General features: G+C 64.0%; 21 protein-coding genes. 10 read left to right on the top strand and 11 right to left on the bottom strand.

Annotated features, from left to right (window positions below; all coding sequences use genetic code 11):
• Window positions 1–45: 45 nt before the first annotated feature.
• Together CEX87_RS24265 and CEX87_RS24260 are read right to left on the bottom strand one after the other, a co-directional pair.
• Window positions 46–399 (bottom strand): Fe-S protein, encoded by a 354-nt coding sequence (locus tag CEX87_RS24265; RefSeq protein WP_094289462.1) that lies wholly within the window; start codon window positions 397–399, stop codon window positions 46–48.
• A gap of 117 nt (window positions 400–516) precedes the next feature.
• On the bottom strand, window positions 517–1,272 hold the full coding sequence (locus CEX87_RS24260) for an SseB family protein (RefSeq protein WP_064418042.1): 756 nt from the start codon (window positions 1,270–1,272) through the stop codon (window positions 517–519).
• 191 nt (window positions 1,273–1,463) lie between these two features.
• On the opposite strand from CEX87_RS24260, the gene CEX87_RS24255 reads away from it, so the two are divergent.
• From CEX87_RS24255 to CEX87_RS24245, 3 genes are read left to right on the top strand one after another with little or no spacing between them, the layout of a single operon-like run.
• Window positions 1,464–1,778, top strand: coding sequence for a type VII secretion target (locus CEX87_RS24255; protein WP_094289461.1), 315 nt, complete (start codon window positions 1,464–1,466; stop codon window positions 1,776–1,778).
• A gap of 9 nt (window positions 1,779–1,787) precedes the next feature.
• Window positions 1,788–3,521, top strand: coding sequence for a hypothetical protein (locus CEX87_RS24250; protein WP_094289459.1), 1,734 nt, complete (start codon window positions 1,788–1,790; stop codon window positions 3,519–3,521).
• On the top strand, window positions 3,521–3,946 hold the full coding sequence (locus CEX87_RS24245; protein WP_064418046.1) for a hypothetical protein: 426 nt from the start codon (window positions 3,521–3,523) through the stop codon (window positions 3,944–3,946). The genes CEX87_RS24250 and CEX87_RS24245 overlap by 1 nt, the downstream gene beginning before the upstream one ends.
• Before the next feature lie 254 nt (window positions 3,947–4,200).
• On the opposite strand, the gene CEX87_RS24240 is transcribed toward CEX87_RS24245, so the two are convergent.
• Both CEX87_RS24240 and CEX87_RS24235 read right to left on the bottom strand, forming a co-directional pair.
• On the bottom strand, window positions 4,201–4,758 hold the full coding sequence (locus tag CEX87_RS24240; RefSeq protein WP_066810651.1) for a class I SAM-dependent methyltransferase: 558 nt from the start codon (window positions 4,756–4,758) through the stop codon (window positions 4,201–4,203).
• Window positions 4,759–4,908: 150 nt separating this feature from the next.
• The gene (locus CEX87_RS24235; RefSeq protein ID WP_094289457.1) at window positions 4,909–6,627 is read right to left on the bottom strand and encodes a DUF4407 domain-containing protein; all 1,719 of its coding nucleotides are present in this window, start codon (window positions 6,625–6,627) and stop codon (window positions 4,909–4,911) included.
• A gap of 197 nt (window positions 6,628–6,824) precedes the next feature.
• Here CEX87_RS24235 and CEX87_RS24230 point away from each other — a divergent pair, with 197 nt between their 5' ends.
• The 3 genes from CEX87_RS24230 (at window position 6,825) to CEX87_RS24220 (ending at window position 10,232) form a co-directional block, all read left to right on the top strand.
• Window positions 6,825–8,117, top strand: coding sequence for an alpha/beta hydrolase (locus CEX87_RS24230; protein WP_094289455.1), 1,293 nt, complete (start codon window positions 6,825–6,827; stop codon window positions 8,115–8,117).
• A 97-nt stretch (window positions 8,118–8,214) separates the two neighbouring features.
• Window positions 8,215–8,526 carry a hypothetical protein gene (locus CEX87_RS24225; protein WP_094289478.1) on the top strand — a complete coding sequence of 104 codons (312 nt, stop codon included), beginning with the start codon at window positions 8,215–8,217 and terminating at the stop codon, window positions 8,524–8,526.
• Between the two features lie 86 nt (window positions 8,527–8,612).
• Window positions 8,613–10,232: a peptide chain release factor 3 gene (locus tag CEX87_RS24220; RefSeq protein WP_094289453.1), complete on the top strand. Its 1,620-nt coding sequence runs from the start codon at window positions 8,613–8,615 to the stop codon at window positions 10,230–10,232.
• Between the two features lie 30 nt (window positions 10,233–10,262).
• Here the strand turns inward: CEX87_RS24220 and CEX87_RS24215 are convergent, their stop codons facing one another.
• From CEX87_RS24215 to CEX87_RS24200, 4 genes are all read right to left on the bottom strand, one after another.
• Window positions 10,263–10,673 carry a type II toxin-antitoxin system VapC family toxin gene (locus CEX87_RS24215; protein ID WP_094289451.1) on the bottom strand — a complete coding sequence of 137 codons (411 nt, stop codon included), beginning with the start codon at window positions 10,671–10,673 and terminating at the stop codon, window positions 10,263–10,265.
• Window positions 10,670–10,927 (bottom strand): type II toxin-antitoxin system Phd/YefM family antitoxin, encoded by a 258-nt coding sequence (locus tag CEX87_RS24210; protein WP_064395748.1) that lies wholly within the window; start codon window positions 10,925–10,927, stop codon window positions 10,670–10,672. Before CEX87_RS24210 ends, CEX87_RS24215 begins: the two co-directional genes overlap by 4 nt.
• Before the next feature lie 150 nt (window positions 10,928–11,077).
• Window positions 11,078–12,229, bottom strand: coding sequence for a serine hydrolase domain-containing protein (locus CEX87_RS24205; protein WP_094289449.1), 1,152 nt, complete (start codon window positions 12,227–12,229; stop codon window positions 11,078–11,080).
• A 101-nt stretch (window positions 12,230–12,330) separates the two neighbouring features.
• Window positions 12,331–13,032, bottom strand: coding sequence for a mycothiol-dependent nitroreductase Rv2466c family protein (locus CEX87_RS24200; protein ID WP_094289447.1), 702 nt, complete (start codon window positions 13,030–13,032; stop codon window positions 12,331–12,333).
• A gap of 179 nt (window positions 13,033–13,211) precedes the next feature.
• Between CEX87_RS24200 and CEX87_RS24195 the strand changes: the two genes are divergently transcribed.
• The 3 genes from CEX87_RS24195 (at window position 13,212) to CEX87_RS24185 (ending at window position 15,580) form a co-directional block, all read left to right on the top strand.
• A complete protein-coding gene (locus CEX87_RS24195) occupies window positions 13,212–13,496 on the top strand; it encodes a type VII secretion target (protein ID WP_094289476.1) in 285 nt (94 codons plus the stop codon).
• Window positions 13,497–13,598: 102 nt separating this feature from the next.
• Window positions 13,599–14,849 (top strand): hypothetical protein, encoded by a 1,251-nt coding sequence (locus CEX87_RS24190; protein ID WP_233151505.1) that lies wholly within the window; start codon window positions 13,599–13,601, stop codon window positions 14,847–14,849.
• Entirely contained in the window at window positions 14,846–15,580 is a 735-nt protein-coding gene (locus CEX87_RS24185) for a hypothetical protein (RefSeq protein ID WP_094289443.1), read from the top strand. The genes CEX87_RS24190 and CEX87_RS24185 overlap by 4 nt, the downstream gene beginning before the upstream one ends.
• Before the next feature lie 36 nt (window positions 15,581–15,616).
• On the opposite strand, the gene CEX87_RS24180 is transcribed toward CEX87_RS24185, so the two are convergent.
• Window positions 15,617–16,162 (bottom strand): TetR/AcrR family transcriptional regulator, encoded by a 546-nt coding sequence (locus tag CEX87_RS24180; RefSeq protein WP_094289441.1) that lies wholly within the window; start codon window positions 16,160–16,162, stop codon window positions 15,617–15,619.
• Between the two features lie 106 nt (window positions 16,163–16,268).
• Between CEX87_RS24180 and CEX87_RS24175 the strand changes: the two genes are divergently transcribed.
• A complete protein-coding gene (locus CEX87_RS24175) occupies window positions 16,269–16,649 on the top strand; it encodes a hypothetical protein (RefSeq protein WP_233151504.1) in 381 nt (126 codons plus the stop codon).
• A gap of 15 nt (window positions 16,650–16,664) precedes the next feature.
• On the opposite strand, the gene CEX87_RS24170 is transcribed toward CEX87_RS24175, so the two are convergent.
• Window positions 16,665–18,950: a DUF2357 domain-containing protein gene (locus tag CEX87_RS24170; RefSeq protein ID WP_094289439.1), complete on the bottom strand. Its 2,286-nt coding sequence runs from the start codon at window positions 18,948–18,950 to the stop codon at window positions 16,665–16,667.
• Between the two features lie 2 nt (window positions 18,951–18,952).
• Window positions 18,953–21,106, bottom strand: a complete 2,154-nt coding sequence (locus CEX87_RS24165) for an McrB family protein (RefSeq protein WP_142301126.1) — start codon at window positions 21,104–21,106, stop codon at window positions 18,953–18,955.
• Window positions 21,107–21,346 lie beyond the last annotated feature (240 nt).

Genomic DNA, 21,346 nt, shown 5'->3' with positions numbered 1-21,346 from the left:
GGGTATGACAATTCACTGTTTCGACAGTTTGCTGTCTGTGTTGGGTCACCACAGGACGGCGATGGCAGCGGCGGTGAACGACAGCACGCCGATCGACCAGAACATCGGGCGCGGGATCGGGTTGCCGGTGCGCTTCTGACGGGCGCTGCCCATGCCGAGCAGTCCGCCGAGGACCACCAGGATGACGAGCTTGATGCCGATCTTCGGATAGTTGAGGTCGATGCCGGCGGGCCACGGCGCGGCGAGGGCCAACCCGGTGAGAAGCGAGAGCAGCAAGCCGTAGTCCATGGCGCGGGTGGTGCGGAAGCGTTGGGCGAGGGCTTCGGCGGCCCACCCGCCGAAGGTGATCGCGAAGCCGACGATGTGCAACAGTACAACTACGTTGCGTAGTAGTTCCATGGGGAGAGCTTAGCGTTCGTCGTTCAGGACTTCAGGGCGAACGGCTCGAAGCCGCGCGTGCTGCGACCCGCAGGACGTACGGACATCGCTGAGAAAGTGTGCGGAAGCTGAGCAGCATCAGTCGCCAATCTCTGCTCTCGAGACGGTGATTGACGGCCCGGCTGGGTTGACGACTATGCCGCCATGCCCGCCCTTGCGAACCATGTCGAGCACCTCGAGCGTGGTGAAGGCGCCGGCGGTATCCGACACGTTGTGCGCGACGACCTCTGGCGCGCTGGTGAAGCCGACAAGAGCTGTTGAGCCGTCACCCAGGGTCATTGATCGAATCAACGTCTTGCCCGGTACGGAGTTCCCGTCCGCACCCAGCAGCAACGGTCCCTCCGTCAGAAGGACTCGCAAGACATCCTCCCTGTCGGCGTCCCCGGCATCCAGTGCGGCGAGCGCCGTCTTCAACGGCTCGTTGTTCGGGTTCCGCAGCGCGAAATCAATATCGGCTGCCGACAGTGCGCACGTCGGACCTGCGGGGTCGACGTAGAGCCAGGCATCCTGACTATCTCGCGCGAAACTCAGCGCACCGGTCGCCGGAGTGACCATCGATTGGGTGCGCGTGTCCGGAGAGTAGAGGCGGGCGACCTCCTCCTGTCGGGTGAACACATAAAGCGCCCGGCCACCGTCCGGTCCTGTGCCGCCGCGGATCTGTAGCTGTGATCCGGCAGCGAAGGAATCGCCGTCAGGCTCGTCGGACCCGGTGATGTCGAAGAGCAATTCGCCGTACATGCACGACCGAAGCACATCAAGGGCAGTTCGCTGATTAGGTTGGGCCGCGAACTCCCCCACCGCCCGGCGGACGGTCGCGTTGTCGACGAGAGTCATGCGCCGCCTCCGATCGCCATGGGGAACGCCATGTTGCATGAAACCACTCGCGGCGGGGCGACGACTGGGCGCCTTCGTCTCATGGGTGCCGTCCGCCGCGCCTTGGGGCGGTCTCTCCCTGCCAAAATTTGCCGCGTCGGACTGCACCGCAGCGCTGTTAGTGTGCGGCTAGGCCCAGTGAAGGGGGGAGGGTGTCGGACTCGAGTGAGCCGCTGAAGGTCGATCCGATCGAGTTGCGCATGACCGCAGACAAACTGGACGGCCAGGCCAGCGGGTTTGAGACCGCACATCAGGCGGCGCAGGCGCGGGCGGGTAGTACGGCTCTTGGATCGGGGGCTTCAGCTGCGGCGTTGCCGAAGATGGTGGCCGCGTGGGAAGCCGACGGTGCACGTTTCGCCGCGGATTTCACCAAGCACGCGCGGGCACACCGCGCGGCGGCCGACAGCTATGTGCGCACCGATGCCGGGGGCGCCGAGGGTATCGAGGATGCCGGTTCTGCGCTGTGAGATGACATCGTGGCGCTGACGCTGGCCGACCTGAAGCAGTGGCCACCCGAGATCGCCGACCTGGCCCGATCCGCGCGCGCGGCCTGCGACATCCACACCAACTCTGCTGAGTTCTATCGCTCGTTGATCACGGTGTCGACTTGGGAGGGACAGGGCGCACAAGCGGCCAAGTCGGCGATGACGGCCACGGCTGTCGACCACGAAAGCGTGGCTGACAATCTCGGTACGGCCGCGAGCCGCATGGAACGCATCCACCACGACGCCGAGACCCTGGCCCAGACCATCACAGGCATTCTCGACGATGCCGCCGCCGCGCCGGCGGTGCTCATCGACGAAAGCACCAACCAGGTGATCGCGCCCGACACCAGCCACATGACCGAGGAATACGCCGCGCAAGTGGCGGCCAAGGTCGCCGACCTTCAGCAGCGCATCGGCGTCGCGCTCGCCCACGGACAACGCATCGACACCGAGCTGGCGGGTGCGATCACCGCCGCCAGTGGCGCAACCGAGCCGGTGGCGAAGACAGCGGGCGATCTGCTGCTGCCCGCCACCGGTGAGCAAGCTAAGGAACCTAAGCCCGGCGAACCGGCATCCCAACCCGACAGCCTCGCCGGCGCACTAGACCAGCTCGCCGGCGCACCTGTCGACCGACCCGCCCCACCCCCGCAGCCGGCGCCACTGGACCCGGCCAAAGTCGAGCAGTTCAAGAGGCTTGCCCGCGAGACGATGCTGCGTGACGGCGTGCCACCCGCGCAGATCGAGCAGCGACTCGACGCGATCGTCGCCGCAGCACACAAGCCGCTACCGGCGTCCAAGCCGTCCGAGGACGGATCGATGCCCAAGCCGAGTTTTTCCGACGGATTCGCCGACGGCTGGTTCAACACCGAAGAGGGCATCAAAAACCTGATCGGAGCCAATGGATGGGAGGACTTGAGGGACTCCTGGACCGACATGGCCAAAGGCACGTGGCAACGGGTGACCAATCCGATCGACTCGATCACTGCGGATCTCGACCACCTGACCAAGTATCCCGGCCACTACCTGGGCGAGGTCGCCGGCGGAACCGCCCTCACCGCGCCCAGCGCCATACTCGGCGGCGAAAGCGCACTCCTCGCCCACGGCGCACGAGGAGCCATACCCGACGAGATCATCGACTTGCCAAGTGCCACAGCGACAGTCAATCACTCGACCCTGCCCGAATCTACCTACGAGCCACCGGCCAGTAGTCATCCCCCATCACCGGTTGGCGATGCTGGCTACTCACCTGACGCACCCATCATTGCGTCCACTTTGAACGAAGCGTTCGCGAACGGAAGCCCAGTAGCGGACCTTGCCCGCGAGCTCGCAAACCTTTCCACGCATCAGTTTGGAAATGCCGATCGCGTAGTTCTCGGCAAGTGGGATGGGTTAGACGGCGGATACATCGGCGAGGCCCGAGTCAACGGCGGAATCTACTACGACACAGGACCAGACGCCTGGAATGCCATTGGCTACGGCCTCAGCAAGCCGGAGGCAAACGCTCTTGGCTGGATAGTCAACGAGCAGTTCCTCCAAACCCAGATGGAAAGGGGCGTTCCTCGCATCGACTACATCGTCGAAGGCACGCGATTCACGTCGATTGAAGACGTGATCCGCACCGACCCAAATTCTTTCTCAGCGAGGGAGATAAAGTTCCTAGTGCAGAACGCAGCAACATATGGATATGAGCGCGTTGGCAATTCGTGGGTGAAGAAGGAAGGTTGATGGAAATGGATGACTTCTTGAGCCAAGTGCAGTCCACCGTCGGTCCTCTGTTGACTGAACGAGGCTTTGAGCTGGAAGACGTCGACCTCAGCGTGGACGAGGGGGGAAGGTCGGGCGGTGTTGTCTACTATCGATCTAGTGACTGCAAGATCCAGGTCTACGAATCCTCTCGCGAGGGCAGTATCAATTGCATGATCGCCCCTCTCAATGCGCCCAACGAATTCGGACCTCATGACAGGTCGCATCGGTGGCAGTACTTGACGGAATTCGCCCCCCCACCTAATGCGCCCCTCGAAGAGTTAGTCGAATCTGTCAGCTTCAAGACGAAGACGACAGCTGAGCAACTACTTTGGGTCCGAGACATCATTGGCGAACACTACGAAGCAGCGCATGCTGGAATCCTCAAAGCGAACGGACACCGCTGACTTCCGCACGCAACGAGATAGCAGAGTCCACGGACCGAATACGTTCTAGGCAAGTACTCCGCATTAGAGGACGTGCTGCTGCAGCGACAGGCTCACTATCGGAAGCCTTGAGGCGCCTAATGAACATGGAAACGCGAGGGTGTTCGGTACATGCCGGTATTTCGTGACGTGGAGTCGATGAAAGAGTTTTACGGGCGCATGAGGCGCGCCGCGTAGCACGGCAATTACACGCCTAGGTCGCGGGACTAGAGCAGTCAGACCGGTACCGGCTTTCTCACCAGCAGCCACGCTTCGCCGTTACCTTCGCCCGCTGCGATAACCGTGAGTTCGGCGAACGCGGCGACCAGTTCCCCAGGCGCGACTCGAAACGGTCCCGGCTCCGCGCCGACAACGCTCAGCGCCGAGATCGCCAGTAGCCCACCGGGCGCCAACCGCTCAATGATCGGCTGATCAAGCCGAGTGTCCCGGAACCGGTGGCAGACAACGGCATCGACGGACAGGCCTGCGGGCAGGCCCAGATCGAGATCGACGACGTCGAACCGGCATCGATCGCTAACGCCGCTACGAACAGCGAGGTCCCGCGCCTGACGGATCGCTGTCACCGAGATATCCACTCCCCAAACATCCATGCCGCGATGCGCGAGCCAGACGCTCGCTGAACCCAGCCCACACGCCAAGTCCAGTGCTCGTCCCTCGGTCGGAAACTCGTTCGCAAACGGAGCGAACACGGCAGGGAGCTCGGCCGCAACCGCTCGCGGGACCTCGCGGCTCTGATACCGCTCCTCCCAGCGGACGCGGTCCTGCTCGCTCACGCCCGCAGCTTACGCAGCGTCCTGACTTTAGGACGCGGCGGTCAAATGCGTGGCTGACTCTCATTAGGCCTCAACGACTTCATCCCAAGTTGTCACCGACAACGCGCTCTTCAAGCGAATCGAGAAGCAGGTACGCGCGGCCGCGAAAAGCTAACGCCCGGGCGGGAGTTCCCGCGGACCGCGATGGCCGCTGAGCTCACGCGCACCGCCGCCGGCGAGTTCGCCGCGACCCTCGCCTCTCGTCACTGCGGCCGATGCGGGCCCCGCGCCGCGCCCGACGTGACCATAGCCGTAGTCGCAATCGTCGTCCCGGACGGTCGTCGCTCTCGCGCTACCCGACGCATCGGAAACACTTTCCTCCATGTGCGTGCTCACCTTGCGGGTGCGGCGCATCGAGAAGTGGATCTCCTCGGTCTCCTCGAGAATCTGCCGTACACCGCGCAGCGGCTTGGTGGTGGTGTCGATGGCGTTGGCGATGATCGGCGGTACCAGCGGACGAATCCACCGCGCGGCGGCGCGGGTGACATCCGGGATAGCGGGAATCAGCGAGCGCCCACCCTCACCCACAGGTTCCACCGAGCGGTCGTCGTCGACCGGTGCGGGCAGATTCTGAGCTGGAACCTGAGGCGTCTCGACGAAAGGCGTCTCGCCCGCAACGAGACTCGCCGCTTCGGCCTCTGCGGCAATCGGCAAGTACACATCCTGGGTATCGGCAATGCGCTCAGCGCGTGCAGAAACAGCCGGCTCGATCGCCTCGATGACCCGTCGGCGCTGCTGCTCCCGGTCGATCTCCAGCTGCGCCTCGACGGCCATGCGCGCACTCGCCAACTGCTGCTCGGCCCACATGTTCTCGATGGCCGCGCGCACCTCGGCCCGTTTCACCGCGACTGAGGTGTCAGCCTGCAGTTCGGCTCGATCGCGCTCGACGTCGGCGGCGATCCCCCGATCCTGCGACGTCTCACCCCGCCACAGCCGCAGAATCAGCGGCAGCAAGGCGAGCAGGACGAAGAACCCGTCCACGAGCAGCCGCAGCATCAGCGCACCCGCCTCGCCAAGCGTGTGGTCGTTCATGACGACCCACCGGGCCCCCAGTCCGCGATCCGCATCGGCCGCCGCGGCCTGCCGGGCCTGCGACAGCGCCTGCTCGGCGTCGGCAACCTGGGCGTCGAGCTCGGGCGCACGACGGTCCCTTTCGGCCAGCGTGGCGTCGAGCGCGAGTTGGGCGTCGGCGAGGAAGTCGTTGGCAGTCCGGTTCTCCGGCCCGGCCCCGGGCACACCGGTGATGAACGTCTGTGGGCAGTCGGGCCTCGGGTTGAACTCACAGCGCGCCACGACGAGCGCTTCCTGACGGCGTTGCACCGCCTGCTCCACCGCCGCATCGAGCTCAGCGCGTGCCACACGACTTCGGTCCAGGTCGGCCGCCGCTCGCATCACCGCGGGCGCCCCGTCCGCAGCCATCGCCGCCCGCTCGTCCAGCAGACGATCGACCGAGCCGGAGAACACGACGACGGCCGCGAGCTCACCGACGACGATCCCGACAGCTACTGCCACGGCCGCACGTCCGACTACACCGGCACCTCGGACCGCCCCAGCGGCCAGCGTGCGGCTCACCGCGCCGACAAGCAGGCCGAACGTCGAGGTAACCGCGACGACAGCCGCCAACGGCCAGGTGGTCGACGAGGCCAGTGCGGCGGCTGCCACCAGCCACGCCAGCATCGCCGCGACCAACATCACCACTCCCGCGCTGACCAGCGTCGACTGCTCATGGCGGGCGCTCAGGTCACGCCGATCGCCTCCGCCGAGCCAAATGAGCGCAGACGCGACCGGTGAGACATCGTGGTTCTGCTGAGATGCTCTGTGGGCGGACATGGAAACTCCAACATCTTCCGTGCTCTACCAGGCGTGATGAGGCGCAGACCGACGACCATGTCGGTGCCGTGCACCAGGCGGAACCCCCCGCGGATCGCACCACCACGCCGATGCGAATGCCGAAAGTCTCCCATACGCCACCGGTGCCTGTCCGTTCCGGAGGACGCCGCGTCGGCATCGCCTCGTATCGTGGCCGAATGCGCAAGGATCGATTCCTCCATATCGCCCGGCAGGTCGCGGCGCTGGTGGTCACGGCGGTGACGGCGGCCTCGACACTCAACGGCTACCGACCGCTGGCGCGTAAGGGCTACCCGTCGATCTTCTCGTTCGGCTTCGGCCTGGTGGTCAGCGAGTTCCCGCTGCAGACGCTGGTGAGCCAGCTCGGTGGGCTGGCGCTGACGGCTCGCCGGCTGACCCGTCCGGTGCGGATCATCGCCTGGGTGACGGCCGCCATCTCGGCGGCTGGACTGCTGAACTTCAGCCGCGCGGGTCACAAGGCCGCCGCCCCGCTGACCGCGGCTCTCGACAAGGGCCTGGGGACGCGTCGCCGCACCGACTCGACGGGCCTGTGGCGGCAAGCTGCCGGCGGTGGCACCGCCAAGACGCCGGGCGCTGTGCGGATGCTGCGGATCTACCGCGACTACGCCCACGACGGCGACATCAGCTACGGCGAATACGGCGGCGCCAACAAACTCGACATCTGGCGGCGGTCCGATCTCGACCGGAACGGCAAGGCGCCGGTGCTGTTCCAGATCCCCGGCGGCGCGTGGGTCACCGGAAACAAACGCGGACAAGCACATCCGTTGATGAGCCACCTCGCCGAGCTCGGCTGGATCTGCGTGGCGGTCAACTACCGGCACAGCCCGCGCAACACATGGCCCGACCACATCGTCGACGTCAAGCGCGCACTGGCGTGGGTCAAGACGCACATCGCCGAGTACGGCGGCGACCCGGACTTCATCGCGATCACCGGCGGCTCGGCGGGCGGGCACCTGTCGTCGCTGGCCGCGCTGACGCCCAACGATCCCCGGTATCAGCCGGGCTTCGAAGACGTCGACACGCGGGTGCAGGCCGCGGTCCCGTTCTACGGCGTGTATGACTTCACCCGTTTCGAGGACGCGATGCATCCGTCGATGCCGGAGTTGCTCGAGCAGATGGTCATCAAGCAACCGCAGAAGACAAGCTTGGAGACGTATGTCGAGGCGTCGCCGGTGAACCACGTCGCCGCCGACGCTCCGCCGTTCTTCATCCTGCACGGCACCAACGACTCGCTGGTTCCCGTCGAGCAGGCGCGGGCGTTCGTGTCGAAGCTGCGCGACGTCAGCACCCAGCCGGTCGTCTACGCCGAATTGCCGTTCGCACAACACGCTTTCGACATGTTCGGCTCAGCACGTGCCGCGCACGCCGCGGTCGCCGTCGAGCACTTCCTGGCCGAGATCTACGCGAACTGGCAGCAGACGACGCAGCCGGCGAGCCTCCGCTCGTCGTGAGGCAGGGGCCGCTGCTATTGCGCGGCGCGGACGACGAATGCGCGACGGCCACGATTCATGCGTTGGACAGGGCGGGGACGGCGGTAGGCTCGGGAGCGTGGGGCCTGACAACCTCGAAGCCCGCGTGGAGGCGTTGGAAACCCAGGTGCGTGGGCTTGCGCAGCGGGTACAGGCGAGTGAGCAGGACGCCGCAGCTGCCCGTGTCCTCGCCGGCGCGGCCGACCGCGACGTCACCGAATTCCACAACGAGCTTCGCGACTTTCGTCGGGCCACTGTCTCCGGCTTCAACGCCTTGCGCGAGGACCTGACTGATTTGCGCAGCGAAATGCGCGGAAAGCTCGATGTAGCGGCCGAAGGCCAACAGCACATCGTTGACCTCCTGGAAAGGCTCATCGCCGATCAGGGCTGAAGCTCGGCGAGCCGGCCAATCACAGCGTTGCCATGCAGCGTCCGATTACTGGTTTGTGGTACCGAGCCAATACCATCGCTACCGCTATGACCGACACTGCTCTGACGGCTGCGCCGAGCGCCGATGCCTCCCCACCTGGCCGTATCTCCGCCGAGGCGGGCCGCCGCAGAACCTTCGCCGTCATCAGCCACCCCGACGCCGGCAAGTCCACGTTGACCGAGGCGCTGGCGCTGCACGCCCGGGTCATCACCGAGGCTGGTGCGGTGCACGGCAAAGCGGGCCGTCGCGCGACGGTGTCGGACTGGATGGAGATGGAGAAGGCCAGGGGCATCTCGATCACGTCGACGGTGCTGCAGTTCCCCTACCGCGACTGCGTCATCAACCTGCTCGACACCCCCGGCCACGCCGACTTCTCCGAGGACACGTACCGGGTGCTGACGGCAGTCGACTGCGCGGTGATGCTCATCGACGCCGCCAAAGGCCTTGAGCCGCAAACACTGAAGCTGTTTCAGGTGTGTAAGCACCGCGGCATCCCGATCATCACGGTCATCAACAAGTGGGACCGGCCCGGCAGGCATGCCCTTGAGCTCGTCGACGAGATTCAGACCCGCATCGGGTTGCGCCCCACGCCTTTGACTTGGCCGGTCGGCATCGCCGGTGACTTCAAGGGCGTGCTGGATCGTCGCGGCGGCCAGTTCATCCGGTTCACCCGCACGGCGGGTGGTGCGACCGCTGCGCCCGAGGAACACATTGCAGCCGACGATGCGCACGCGGCCGCCGGCGACGACTGGGACACCGCGGTTGAGGAGTCCGAGCTGCTGAGCGCCGACGGTGGTGACTACGACCGCGAGGAGTTTCTCGCTGGGACCGCCTCGCCGACGCTGTTCACGTCGGCGGCGTTGAACTTCGGGGTGAACCAACTCCTCGATGTGCTGGTCGAACTCGCTCCGTCGCCGAGCGGAGCGGTCGATGTCGACGGGACTCGTCGTGCAGTCGAATCACCGTTCAGCGCTTTTGTTTTCAAGGTGCAGGCCGGGATGGACTCCGCGCACCGCGATCGCATCGCCTACGCGCGCGTCGTCTCGGGAACATTCGAGCGCGGCGATGTGCTCACCCATGCCGCCACCGGTAAGCCGTTCGTCACCAAGTACGCGCAGTCGGTGTTCGGCCAGCAGCGCGCCACGCTCGACGATGCCTGGCCCGGCGACGTGATCGGACTGGCCAACGCCGCCGCACTGCGCCCCGGCGACACGCTGTATCGCGATGTGCCCGTGCAGTTCCCGCCGATCCCGAGCTTCTCCCCCGAGCACTTCGCTGTCGCGCGTGGGACCGATCCGAGCAAGCACAAGCAGTTCCGGCGCGGTATCGAACAGCTCGAGCAGGAGGGCGTGGTGCAGGTGCTGCGCTCGGACAAGCGCGGCGAGCAGGCTCCGGTGTTCGCGGCGGTGGGCCCGATGCAGTTCGAGGTGGCCGTGCACCGGATGGCCGCCGAGTTCAGCACGCCGATCGCGTTGGAGCCGCTGCCGTATCAGGTGGCGCGCGTCGTCGACCCTGCCGATGCGGAGTTCATGGACAAGCAGGTCTCGGCCGAAGTGCTCACCCGCAGTGACGGAGTCATGCTGGTGTTGTTCTCGACTCCGTGGCGGCTGGAGGGTTTTCAGCGAGACAACCCCGGCGTCAAGCTCGCGTCCTTGGTGGCGGCATAGGGAATCGGAGGGCCGCCTACGGCCTAGGCGTCAGACGCGGATTATCACGAGGCCGGCGATGCCCTCGAGGGCATCGAAGTCGCTGTCCTGCGCGACGACCGGCAAGTGCTTGGCAGCTGCGATGGCAGCAATCCATAGATCATTGACTCGGACGCGTCGCCCCGCCTCGGCCAAGCGGACACGTAGCAGCGCCCACAGTTGGGCCGCCTCCTCGTCGACCGGCAACGCGGTCATATCAGCGATCGCATCCAACGTTCGGAGGCGACGCGCCCGGATCTCAGAGGTCTTCGCCGCGAGCACGCCTGCATTCAGTTCGGCTAGTGTCACGACAGTCGTGGCGAGTTCATCCGGAATCAGCGACGTCTTCAGTTGACGCCCGCTCTCGTCGGCGATGAAGACCGAGGTGTCGAGGATGCCGGCCGGCGGCCGATCTGTTGTCACAACTCGTCGAGTTCGTCGGTCGTTTCGCCGGCGAGCTCCGCGAGGTCGTCACGCAAACCGGGGTCCGCCTGGCTGGCCTCGAGCCGTTTGACCAACTCTGTCTTTGTTATCCAACGTCGACGCATCGGCTGCACGGCGGCGATCACCGCGACGGCTCGCCCGTTCACCGTGATGGTCACCTCCTCGCCCCCCTGGACTCGACGAAGCACGCCTGCTGTGTCGTTTCGCAGTTCGCGGGACGCAACCGTGGACATGCTACGACCGTAGCACATTTGTAGCACACCGGCCGCGCGCAGTTTCGGTGCGCTGAACGGTCAAGCCGGCTGGAGTTATGCCGCTGAGCGGTCGTAAGGGCCTTCGGCACCCGGTTCTTTAGCAGCCGCTTGGGGTTGGCCCGTCGCTGTTCAGGAGACCGCTGCGCCGAGCTCGGCGTAGACCGCGGCTTCGAAGCCGAGGATCGTCTCGACCATCTTTGCGTCGAAGAATGGCAGCAGCTGCGTCGCGATCACGGCGCCGATCCCCGCTTTGCGGTCGATCCAGAAGAAGCTGTTGAACAGCCCGGACCAGTCGGCGGAGCCGGCGCTGCGCATGCCGGGCAGATCGACCAGATACAGGTGGAAGCCCAGACCCCATCCCTGCGGGACGTCGAGCAGCTGAACAGGATTCGACAGTTCGGGCACTGTCGGTTCCATCGACATCGGCAGCGGCACTCCGTCGAGGTGGTCCCGCAGGGCGAGCTGCACCGTCTCTTCCTTGAGGATGCGCGCACCGTCGAGCTCGCCGCCGTTGAGCCAGGCGCGCACGAATCGGCCGTAGTCGGCGATCGTCCCGTAGGAGCCGTGGCCGGCCGCGTCCCACTCCGGTTCGGCGGGCAGGTCGAGCTCGGTCTCCAGAAGGCTGCCGTCGGGCGCGCGGAACCGAACCGGTAGCAGCCGATCGCGCTGCTCGTTGCTGGGAGCAAAGGTCGAGTCCGTCATCCCCAGCGGGCCGTAGACGTGCTCGGCCAGGTAGTCGGCCAGGGTCTGGCCGCTGACGGCCTCGACGACCAGACCGAGCCAGTCGGTGCTCACGCCGTACTCCCAGACCGTGCCGGGATCGTTGACCAGCGGCACGCGCAGGCCCTGCTTGACTCCGTCGAGCGGCGTGGGGAGGCCTTTCTCGGTGCAGTAGGTGTAGAGCTTGTCGTTGAGGAAGTGGTAGCCGCAGCCGGCTGTGTGGTTCATCAGCTGGCGGACGGTCGCCTGCGCCTTGGGTGCGCGCAGGACCGGCTCGCGGCCGTCGAAGCTGTCAAGGACCCGGAGTTCGCCGAACTCGGGCAGGATCGAGGCGACGGGCGCGTCGAGCTCGATGCGGCCTTGCTCGACGAGCTGCAGCGCCGCGGTGGTGGCGACGGCCTTAGTCATGGACGCATTGCGGAACATGCTGTCGGACTTGGCATCTCCGGCCGCGCCTTGGTACAGGACGCCGTCGCGGCCGACCACTGTCGCGGCGACGCCGTGCAGCGACCCATCGGCGGTCACACCGTTCAGCAACTCGTCGATTCGCTCAAATCCCATCTCAAGCTCCTTTGCTTTCGAGATATGCGAGCCATCATCGCACGCGGCGTGGGCCGACCGAGCTGAGCGGCCACCACGGCCGTAGGGAGACCATGCGCGCGCTACGTCGGAGGTGGGTCGAAGCTGACGACCTCGCCGCGGTTGATCGAGACCCAGTCCCGAGCCTCCAGGTAGGGGCGGAACGTCTCGGTGATCGCCTGCTGATCGGCGGGCGTCTTGGGGCGTTGCAGTTCGTAGAGGTGCGGGAACTCCGTCCAGGCGACGACGGCGTCCCACAGCCGCAGCGCAGCCTCCCCGGTCGGCGGATCGATCAGAACCGGCCCGAACAGGCACTGCCCGTCGGGGAAGAACAGGGTCGGGACGCCGTAGCCGCCAGCGTCGACGACACGCTGGTGGTCGGCCATGACCTCGTCGTTGGTGGTCGGGTCGGCGATGGCCTGGTCGACGAACCCGGGGTCGAAGCCGAGTTCCTCCAAAAGTGCTCGGGCGACGGCTTTTTCGTGTGGCTTCTGTCCGTCGACGTGCAGGGCCCGCGCTCCTCTTTCGTACCAGGCGTCGAGGTCGGCCATCGACTGCCGGCGCAGCAGGGCGCCGATGCGCATCATCGACCACCCGTAAGACCACTCCCGCTCCCACGGGTGCTTCTTGCCGTCCTGACGGTTGATCTCCTCGAGGCTGAAGAAGCGCCAATTCACCTTGAGGCCGGTCAGGTCCCGGACCTCGCGCATCCATCGCGACGTTTGATAAGCGAACGGGCACATGACGTCGAAGTGGAAGTCAACGGAGACAGGACGATTGATCACATCGAAACCCCAGACTAGGCGTGAACGTGAGCGTCATCCTGCCAGCTGATAGCACCGAAGTCGATGACGTCACCTACATCACCGATCCGGAACGAAAATTGCCGCGCGGCCGCGACCCACCGCGGCGTTAGGGTTGATTCGCGACGCTCGTCGACGTCCGAGTGATCAAAGGGGGACTCTTGCTTGTCGATCCGGAAGTACTTCGCGCCTTCGCAGGACAGGTAAGTGCAGCGTCAGAGGCCATCAATGGCGCCGACGTGGGCTCCAAGGCGATGACATCAGCCGACGGTCTTGCCGGCTCAACCACACAGTGGGCAATGCGCCTCGTCGGCGAACACTTGACGAAGAAGGCGGATGCGATCGCCACGAACGTCGAGGACATGGGGGTGGCCGTTCGTGGCGCAGGAGACCGGTACGAGGTGACCGACAGCTCCCTTGCGGGGACGTTCGACGGGCTGTTTTGATCCGTGCTGCCCTCACGGCCCCGCTTACAGGGGTGGAATCCCGAATCGTTGACGCCCGCTGCGTCGGGTCTAGCGACCGCGGGTCAGTCCGTTTACACAGCGGTGCGCGATCTTGACGATGGAATCGACCGGATGTCGGCGGCGCAGACATGGTCGGGTGGGGCCCATGACGCGGCCACGGCGATGTTTCACCGGGCCACCGATACGACCTCCGAATTCGCTCACTACACCGAAGCGGTCGCCACAGCGCTGAAAAAGGGCAGCGGTTCGATCGGAGGTGCCCGCGCTGCCCTGCTCGAGCACGCGGAGTCGGTAGATGCCGGTGAGCTCCAGGTCACCGATATGTGGGTAGTGCTCATCAAGCCTGCCCGCGTCTCGGCCGAAAAGGCAGCCAGCCTGCAGGCGCAGGCCCAAGCGGAGCAGAAGGAGATCAACCGCCTACTGACCGCGGTCGGCGACGCGGACAACGCAACAGCGGAGGCGGTGCAGGCTGCTGCTCAGAATCTCGGCTTCAGCCTGCCCGGGCCGAATGACTTTCCGCTTCTGAATCCTGCAACCGGAGCTGCCCGACCCGCTGATGAAGTCCCCGATCCGATGACACTCCACGGGCTTATTCAACAGGGAGTCGTTCGAGACAACGACATGGCGCAGACGGTTCGTGAGAGCCGCGAGTGGATGACCGAAGACGGGCAGGTGCGAAAGACGCTGATGATGATGGACGGCAGCCGGCACGAAATCTATGAGTGGAACGAATTCGCCCCGTGCGTCGAGGACACCTACTACGACAAGCACGGCAACGAAGTTTCCAGCACGTTCTCACAGGACAAGACCAACTACGACGGCACGAAGTACACATCGATCAGTTTCGCCGACGGCACCGAAGTCACCATGACGCAAACTCCAGATGGCAAGACCACGGGAGGTGTGACGGCGGCCGACGGTCGCCATGGCGTCCTACCCGACCAGTTCTTCACTCACCCGACACTCACGGCTGTTGGAGGGGCACTCACAGGCCTGGAGGAACAAGCCAAGCGCGGAATCCCCATGCTCTCACCGCAGTCGGTCGAAAACCTCGGCAAGGCGGCCAAGTATGGCGGCCCGACGTTAGGTGTGGCGACGGCCCTGTATGAGACGGTGACGGCCAAGACCTTCTACGACGGCTGTGTCGCTGCTATTTCAGGCGGCGCAGGGGTTGGTGGGGGTTATGCGGGTGGCACCTTGGCGGCGGCCGGAGCCTCGGCTTTCGGCGCTCCGCAATTGGCGCCGGGGGCCGCCGTGGTCGGAAGCATCGCCGGCAGTTGGACATTCGGCTATGTTGGCGGAATCATCGGCAATATCGTGTGTCCCAAATGAAGGTTCTCCCGATCGCGTTGCTCTGCACGCTGTTCTTCGGGCCGCTGGGCATTCTGGCGCTGGTGTGGACGATTATCTGCATCGGGCGCGGCGACTTCCTGACGGCGGTGGTGTCGCTGGGGTTTGCGATGTTCTTCCTGGGTTTCATCGTCCCGTTCGCACGGGTCGTCCCGGGGAAGCTCGTCCCGAGTGGCGATTTCGACGACGAGGGGACGACCATTCGGCCGGATCGAGGCGTCGACATACCTCTCCAGGTCGCACTCATCGGATCAACGGTGGCTTGTGGTTTGTTCGCGATATTCGGACCGCTCGGGATGGTTGATATCCCGGTGCCCGAGCACACGCGCATGTACTTTCCCCTCGCCAGCGCTGTCGCTGCGGTCGTAGGCGCGCCAATTCTGTGGCGAATGCTGCGCCGCGGCGGCGTGCATTACCTGCGCTTGACGCCCAACGGATTCACGTTCGTGCAAGGGCCGCGACCGCACGACGGTGACTGGGCGCAGGTCGTAGACGTCACCGACGCCTCACCGAAACAGTCCGCACCAACACCCAACTCGGTAGTTGTAGTGATGTCCGACGACGAGGTGTTTACATTGGCAGCGGGCTCGTTCACGCCGGAGGGGCGAGCTCTGCGCGAGCTGGTCCGGTTCTATTGGCAGAATCCGGATCGCCGCGACGAACTAACCGACGGCCGGGCGCTGAAGCGCCTGGCTGACGGTCGATTCGCTTGAGGCGGCTGCACAGAAAAAACTAAACGACGAGAGCGTTTAGGGCCGCACGGTCGGCCAGAAGAGGTCGAACAGTCGCGCTTCCCAGTCTTTGGCGACGCGGCCGGTCCGTGCTCGCTCGGCGATGATCGCGCCGACCACGGCGTCGATGAGGGTGGCGTCGTCGACATCGGCGCGAAACGATCCGTCGGCCTTGGCCGCATCGATCACCGATTCCAGTTCAGCCCGCTGCTTGGCAAGAATGCGCCGGAAGAGCTTGGTGAAGTCAGGGTCTTCGTCGGTCAGCATGGCGGCGAAGCCGCCGTAGCCGATGCCGACCCCAATCGCCTTGACCGCTTCTGCGATGAGCCAGCGGAGCCGATCCGGCGCGTCGGTTTCCGCGCTGAGTGGTTCGGGAGAGGTCACCCGCGAAAGCGCGTCGGACAGCATCTCGCGGCGGTCGCGATGCCGGCGGTAGATGGTGGTCTTCGCGATGCCCGACCGTGCCGCCACTGCCTCGACGGTCACGGACTTGGGGCCTCGGGTGCGCAAGAGGGCAAGGGTGGCGTCGGTGATGCCGTCATCGACGTCGCGTCGCTGTGCCATCACACCTCCTACTAGCCGGGAATACATCCGACCGGAAAAACGCTACACTAGACGTAGCGCTACGATACGCGTAGCGTATTGTTGAAACTTAGGAGAGGTGATACTGGTGTTGAAGGCGTTAGGGCGGATTCCGCCGACGTTGGTTGGGTACGTGTGTCTGCTGCTGAGTTTCGCGGCACTGGGAACGTTCGTGTACGCGCTGGCCGCGCAAAGTGCGGTGGCCGGGATCATCGGGGCCAGCCTGGTCGTCTTGATGGTGATAGCGGTGGCGGGCTTCCGCGTTGGCGCCCGAAAGCGCGCGGAGTCCAATGACAGTGGGATCGAGATCCCCAGCGAGAACATCTGGGCGCGACCGCTGCGCCGCGAGCAGATCGACCAGTATCTGTCGACGTACCGCGGTGTGCGGGACAACCACGAGCAGTTGTTGGATGCCGCCACAGAGGTGCCCGCCCAGTCGACGAGGGAGCTGGAACGGCAAGCCGCGTGACGCGCGGCTTGCGGCTCAATTTGTGTTCGAGCCACCTCTCGTGTGAAGGCGCGATGCGGCATCGATGACGTCCCACCAGGTCACGACACGCGGCACCCCGAGGCGGGAATCCGCCGTTAGAACGTCTAGGTTGATCAAGTCCGCCCATGTGGGCAGGTGTTCAACAAATTCGAGGTCGGCCACGAAGTAGAGATGGCCACGGGGCTCTGGATACCCACTCGAAATCAAGTCGGCTGCCGTTGCTGGGCTCCAACGCATTATATTCGCCGCGCGTATCACGTGAAGCACACCAAATCGATTCTCGTACAAGAGAAGCAGCTTGGCGCCGAGTTCTCGCCCCCCCATTTGGACCGCGCCGGCCCGCTCCCCAGCACGAACGTTGTACTTGCTTACTCTTTCTATCCATCGACGGTGGTCGTCACCTCGAACGAAACCGAGGAGCACGTCCGTGTCAGCGGGGGGTTCGTCCAAGAAGTCGGCCGTTAGTGGTGATGTGAGAGCGGGCTCGCCAGGGCGATGTACGGTCGCGGTCCAGAAGCGATGCCGCTCGTCACGCGTCACCTGGCTGGCGACATGGCTGAGCACGTTGCGAAGGAATTCGTCGAGCGCTTGCGACGACGAGGAGAGACCATCGCTGGTCGGTCTAAGTGGGAAGGCGCCAAGACCAGGCAACACTTCTTCGAAGCCGGGATGCCGTCGAACATCTTTGATTTCTGATCCCGGATACAGCACGTACGCCCCCGCTGTTCGCGCAATCGCGTCGCGGTACGCGTGCATCTTGAGTAGGTCATCGCGCTTAGCACCAGCGGAGATCTTCGACTCCTCACACAACTCACCCGCATCAGAGTCGGACGTCAGCTGGGCAAGGAGATTGTCCACACGGTACTTGGCGTCGAAGTGCAGCCAGATCTCGAGTTCGTGCGCGGAGACAAGCGAAGGCGTACCGCCTTCCGGTCGAATCCGCACCGAGCAGTCGGGGCGCATCGCTTGACTCCATGAGCCGTGCCGATCGTCTGCACCGGCGAAAGTCCGGTTGAAGTAGACCTCGACACGAAGTGGCCGGTCTCCTCGTTTGACCGACCACGACAACTTTGAAGCGCGGCCTGATCGCATCGTCATAGACAATCCGTCGCTCGTAAGAGTGAATGCACGCACCGTCTGGTCCTCGCCACACACTCGCCCGAGTGAGCTCACCAACGCGAGGAAGCACCAAAACTCATAGAGCGTTGCAACGTTGCGTTGCGAAGCAGCGAATATGTCAGTTATTGACTCGCGATCAAGGCGCATGGTCGGACCCGACTCAGTCATCGCGAACGTGCGGAACAGTTCGCGATAACCCGCACGCTTGAGTAGCACCTGGTCAGATGTCGGCATGCTCCGTAGTGAGCTGACTTCTTTGAAGAGCGGGTGGGCGAGATACTCGTCGAGTTGGGCACCAACCTCGGCAGCGATCTGCTGACCGCGACGCAACGGTCCGGACTCTATCTTCTGCGAGGCGTGAGATAGCGCGTCGATCAGTTCAAGCGAGACGGTTCGCCAGCGTTCCAAAGCGAATTTGACGAACTGATTTGCGGCGTTGTTAACACTGGCCTCGGCGCGATCACGAGCTAAAGCAGCAGGCAGGGACGGGAGTTCGCCGGGATAGCCCGACCACGGAACCCGCCGACCGGGCGCGCAGATTGCACGACGAAAGGCAGCCCCCGCTGGAAAGGGGGACCCGATGGGGCGGATCTCTCGCTCAGAGACCCACGTGCGGTGCGGCTGCGCGGTGACACGCGCGACCGCGGCCTCGAATGTTGGGTCCTGCAAGTACGCCGCGATCAAAGCGAAGCGAAGGTAGAGCAGTTCTGCGGGCAAATCACTCGGCGCCATTTTTAGCGTGCTGGGCGCGAAACCCTGCAACACTGCCTCAGCGGCGAACGAAGAGATGTCAGTCAACATCTGCCGGTATTCAGTCTCGTGGTCGAGTTTCACGGCCAGGACGTCAATATCGGCCGTTCCCCTCAGTCCCGTTGCGCGGTCAGCAACTTGAATACGGAGACGCCCGACGGATTGGCCAGGGCGGAGCCGACCTCGCTTGAAACTTGCGTCGTCAGGATCGAATAACTCGCGCGGTTCAACATCGACGCTCGTTGCTTCCGTGTGTACCTCGTAGCGGTACACCCCGGCTTCACGCAGCGCAAGGCCACCACTTGCCGAGAGTGTCGTGTCTTGCCGACCCGGGAGGTTGGTGACCAGCAGCTCACCAACGACCTGGCCTTCGTCTACTCGAAGTTCCAATTGCATCGAGTCCGCGAGCATGGTCACTCAGCGAAACTGACGAACTGATTGGCACGAACTGAGTCGATCATCCGGGTGATCTTGTCGTGCGTGATAGGCAGCCGCGGAGCCGGACCGATCCCCTTAGCCAGCGTATCTAGCGCAGTAAGAACCGGCTCGACTCGGCGCCGTGACCCGTGCACCTTCGGCAGAACTTTTTGCATCATTGCGAGGTCGATCGCCGTATCTCTGTCGGTGTCTCCTGTCGCTGCGAAGAATGCGCAGAAACGCAAGATTTCGTACAACGTTCGGTGCCCGAACTCTTGATTGGCGCCTGCCAGGATTGCGTGCGCCTCTCTAAGCGTCGCCACAATTTCGTCGCGCGCCGGATGAGGATGCTCTCGGTGCCAATGGTCTTTTTCAGCCAATGACGCGAAGGCGCGGACTCGCTGATCCTCGCCAGCCGCCGCGGCAGTGGGCCGTCGAAGCTCGGCGTCAAGTTCATCGGAGGTCACGCGAAACTCGAACGTGAAGGCCCTGTCGAGGACCTTTGGCGAGAACATGTACGTCGTCTCATCAACGTTGACTGTGCCGACAACGAACAGGTTTCGTGGCAACGGTAGCCTTTGCGCTTCCACGTCGCGCAGAACCCACTGATTGGATGACTGATCCAAAATCAAATCCGGTAAGACCGGACGGCGAGATTCGACTCCGGAGAGGAAATCGGAGAAGTACCGCTCTACGTGGGCCAAGTTCATCTCATCGAGGATCAGCAGGTACGGGTGTTCCGGATCGCTCGCGGCTCGAAGAACAAACTCAAACGCTTCGGGCACGAACCACACCGGGGCTCCAGATGGCGAAGTACGAAGCGCATCCTCGTACCCGAAGATAAATTCTGGGCCCGTCCAGTCAGGCCGCACAGGTATAACGACATGGCGATGACGTCCGTGCTGGTCCGTGCCGAACCATTCCCCAAGCCTCATTGCGAGCTGAGTCTTGCCCGAACCAGCGAGTCCCGTCAGGATCGCGAAAGGTTTGGCGAGCAGACTGCTCAAGAACGATCTGACGAGATTAGATTCGACTGGGAAGCGAAGCCCCGATGTTTCCACTGTGACGGCGAAGTCATGGAAAAGGTCGGCGGGCGTCGGGGCGGCCGGCAAGGTGATCGCCGGTCGCGAAACGGTTATGACCGACGGTAAATGCGCCGCGAGTTCGGGGAAACGGTGCGCTAGTTCATACACGAAGTGATCGTGAAGGCGCATAAGGTAAACCTGCTGGACAGAACCATTGATTGTGAACGGCGAACCTTGCTTGATTCGCGCGCCCTCGTCGATCGCGGCAAGCGCGATCGGCTCATTCAGCTCTTGATACTGCGCCTCGACGAGCCGCCCCGCGTTTTCCCAAGATTGGTCGCCGAGCGGATTGGGCGCTGGCCTCGCGGACGCGGTAACAAGGCTGGCGGCTCGCAACGAACCATTGCTGTAGTGCAGGACTACGTCGCCTTCACGGACTTCATCCATGGTGTCCCAGTGGTATTGCGGGCGGCCGGCCTTATTCAGCATTGGCGCCCAGAGGAACCCGCCATCACGCTCCTTGGTGTAGGTGGCACCCTGATTCACCCACCAAACCGAATTCGGTTCTGCAATGAAGGCAGTCCCTTCCTCGGTCAGTTCACCGCTTCTAACGATAAGACCACTCTCTATGAGAAGCTCTCGATAGCGAGCACCCTGCGACTCGAAGGTTCTGTCCGCTTGCCACTGGTCGGTTTCCACATGTTCCGCAAGCGCACGGCCTAGGTCGCTATTTGACCATCCGGCAGGTAGGTCACGAACAACCCGGACAGCGGCTTGGACATCATCAGCCAACGGAGCGCCACCGCTAGACAGGTTGTCTCTAAGGACGGCTGCCTGTACCCCATTTACGATCCAGGGATCGCTCGAATCCACTGCTTCGGCGTATGTGATACCCGATTCGGTGAGTTTCCACTTCCGCTGGTGCTCTACGGCCAGATCGAGCATCCGCGCAAACCGAAGACAATCGCTTGCTCGCCTTGCCGGGTTTTCGTGGGGCCCGTCGGACTTAAAGTGTTGCTCTGGATCTTCCCCGAGAAGCTCGTCAATACCGGCCGAGCCAAGCTCACGAAGGCGGGCGAGTAGCAGATTGCCATAGCTGAACTTGAGGGTCGGTATGGCCAGCACAGTCTCAGGCTAGTTGGGGCGGGCAGCTGCGGTGGGGTATTCCAAGCTCGTCGGAGCTCTTAGCTGGGGCTGAGATGCCGCAGCATAGTTGGTCGGTGCGGTGTCATATCGCAGTGGACGCCATTCGGTCGGGAGCCAACGTCATCGCAGAGGGTCGAGGCCCGATCGCACCATCTCCAAACTCTCCGAAACGATCGCCCCTAGATCCCCAACGCACCCGCCCCGCCCCCAGTTCTCTAC

The organism is Mycobacterium lehmannii, assembly GCF_002245535.1.
In the GTDB taxonomy this organism is placed as follows: Bacteria; Actinomycetota; Actinomycetes; order Mycobacteriales; family Mycobacteriaceae; genus Mycobacterium; species Mycobacterium lehmannii.
Note: the sequence above shows the minus strand (reverse complement) of the source record. Positions and strands in the feature narration are given on the sequence as shown.

Bases quoted from the DNA above. Each gene is read 5' to 3' on its own strand.
- CEX87_RS24230 (WP_094289455.1), top strand. From the start codon at position 6,825: ATGCGCAAGGATCGATTCCTCCATATCGCCCGGCAGGTCGCGGCGCTG.
- CEX87_RS24210 (WP_064395748.1), bottom strand. From the start codon at position 10,927: ATGTCCACGGTTGCGTCCCGCGAACTGCGAAACGACACAGCAGGCGTG.
- CEX87_RS24180 (WP_094289441.1), bottom strand. From the start codon at position 16,162: ATGGCACAGCGACGCGACGTCGATGACGGCATCACCGACGCCACCCTT.
- CEX87_RS24185 (WP_094289443.1), top strand. From the start codon at position 14,846: ATGAAGGTTCTCCCGATCGCGTTGCTCTGCACGCTGTTCTTCGGGCCG.
- CEX87_RS24205 (WP_094289449.1), bottom strand. From the start codon at position 12,229: ATGGGATTTGAGCGAATCGACGAGTTGCTGAACGGTGTGACCGCCGAT.
- CEX87_RS24265 (WP_094289462.1), bottom strand. From the start codon at position 399: ATGGAACTACTACGCAACGTAGTTGTACTGTTGCACATCGTCGGCTTC.
- CEX87_RS24245 (WP_064418046.1), top strand. From the start codon at position 3,521: ATGGAAATGGATGACTTCTTGAGCCAAGTGCAGTCCACCGTCGGTCCT.
- CEX87_RS24235 (WP_094289457.1), bottom strand. From the start codon at position 6,627: ATGTCCGCCCACAGAGCATCTCAGCAGAACCACGATGTCTCACCGGTC.
- CEX87_RS24260 (WP_064418042.1), bottom strand. From the start codon at position 1,272: ATGACTCTCGTCGACAACGCGACCGTCCGCCGGGCGGTGGGGGAGTTC.
- CEX87_RS24220 (WP_094289453.1), top strand. From the start codon at position 8,613: ATGACCGACACTGCTCTGACGGCTGCGCCGAGCGCCGATGCCTCCCCA.
- CEX87_RS24170 (WP_094289439.1), bottom strand. From the start codon at position 18,950: ATGCTCGCGGACTCGATGCAATTGGAACTTCGAGTAGACGAAGGCCAG.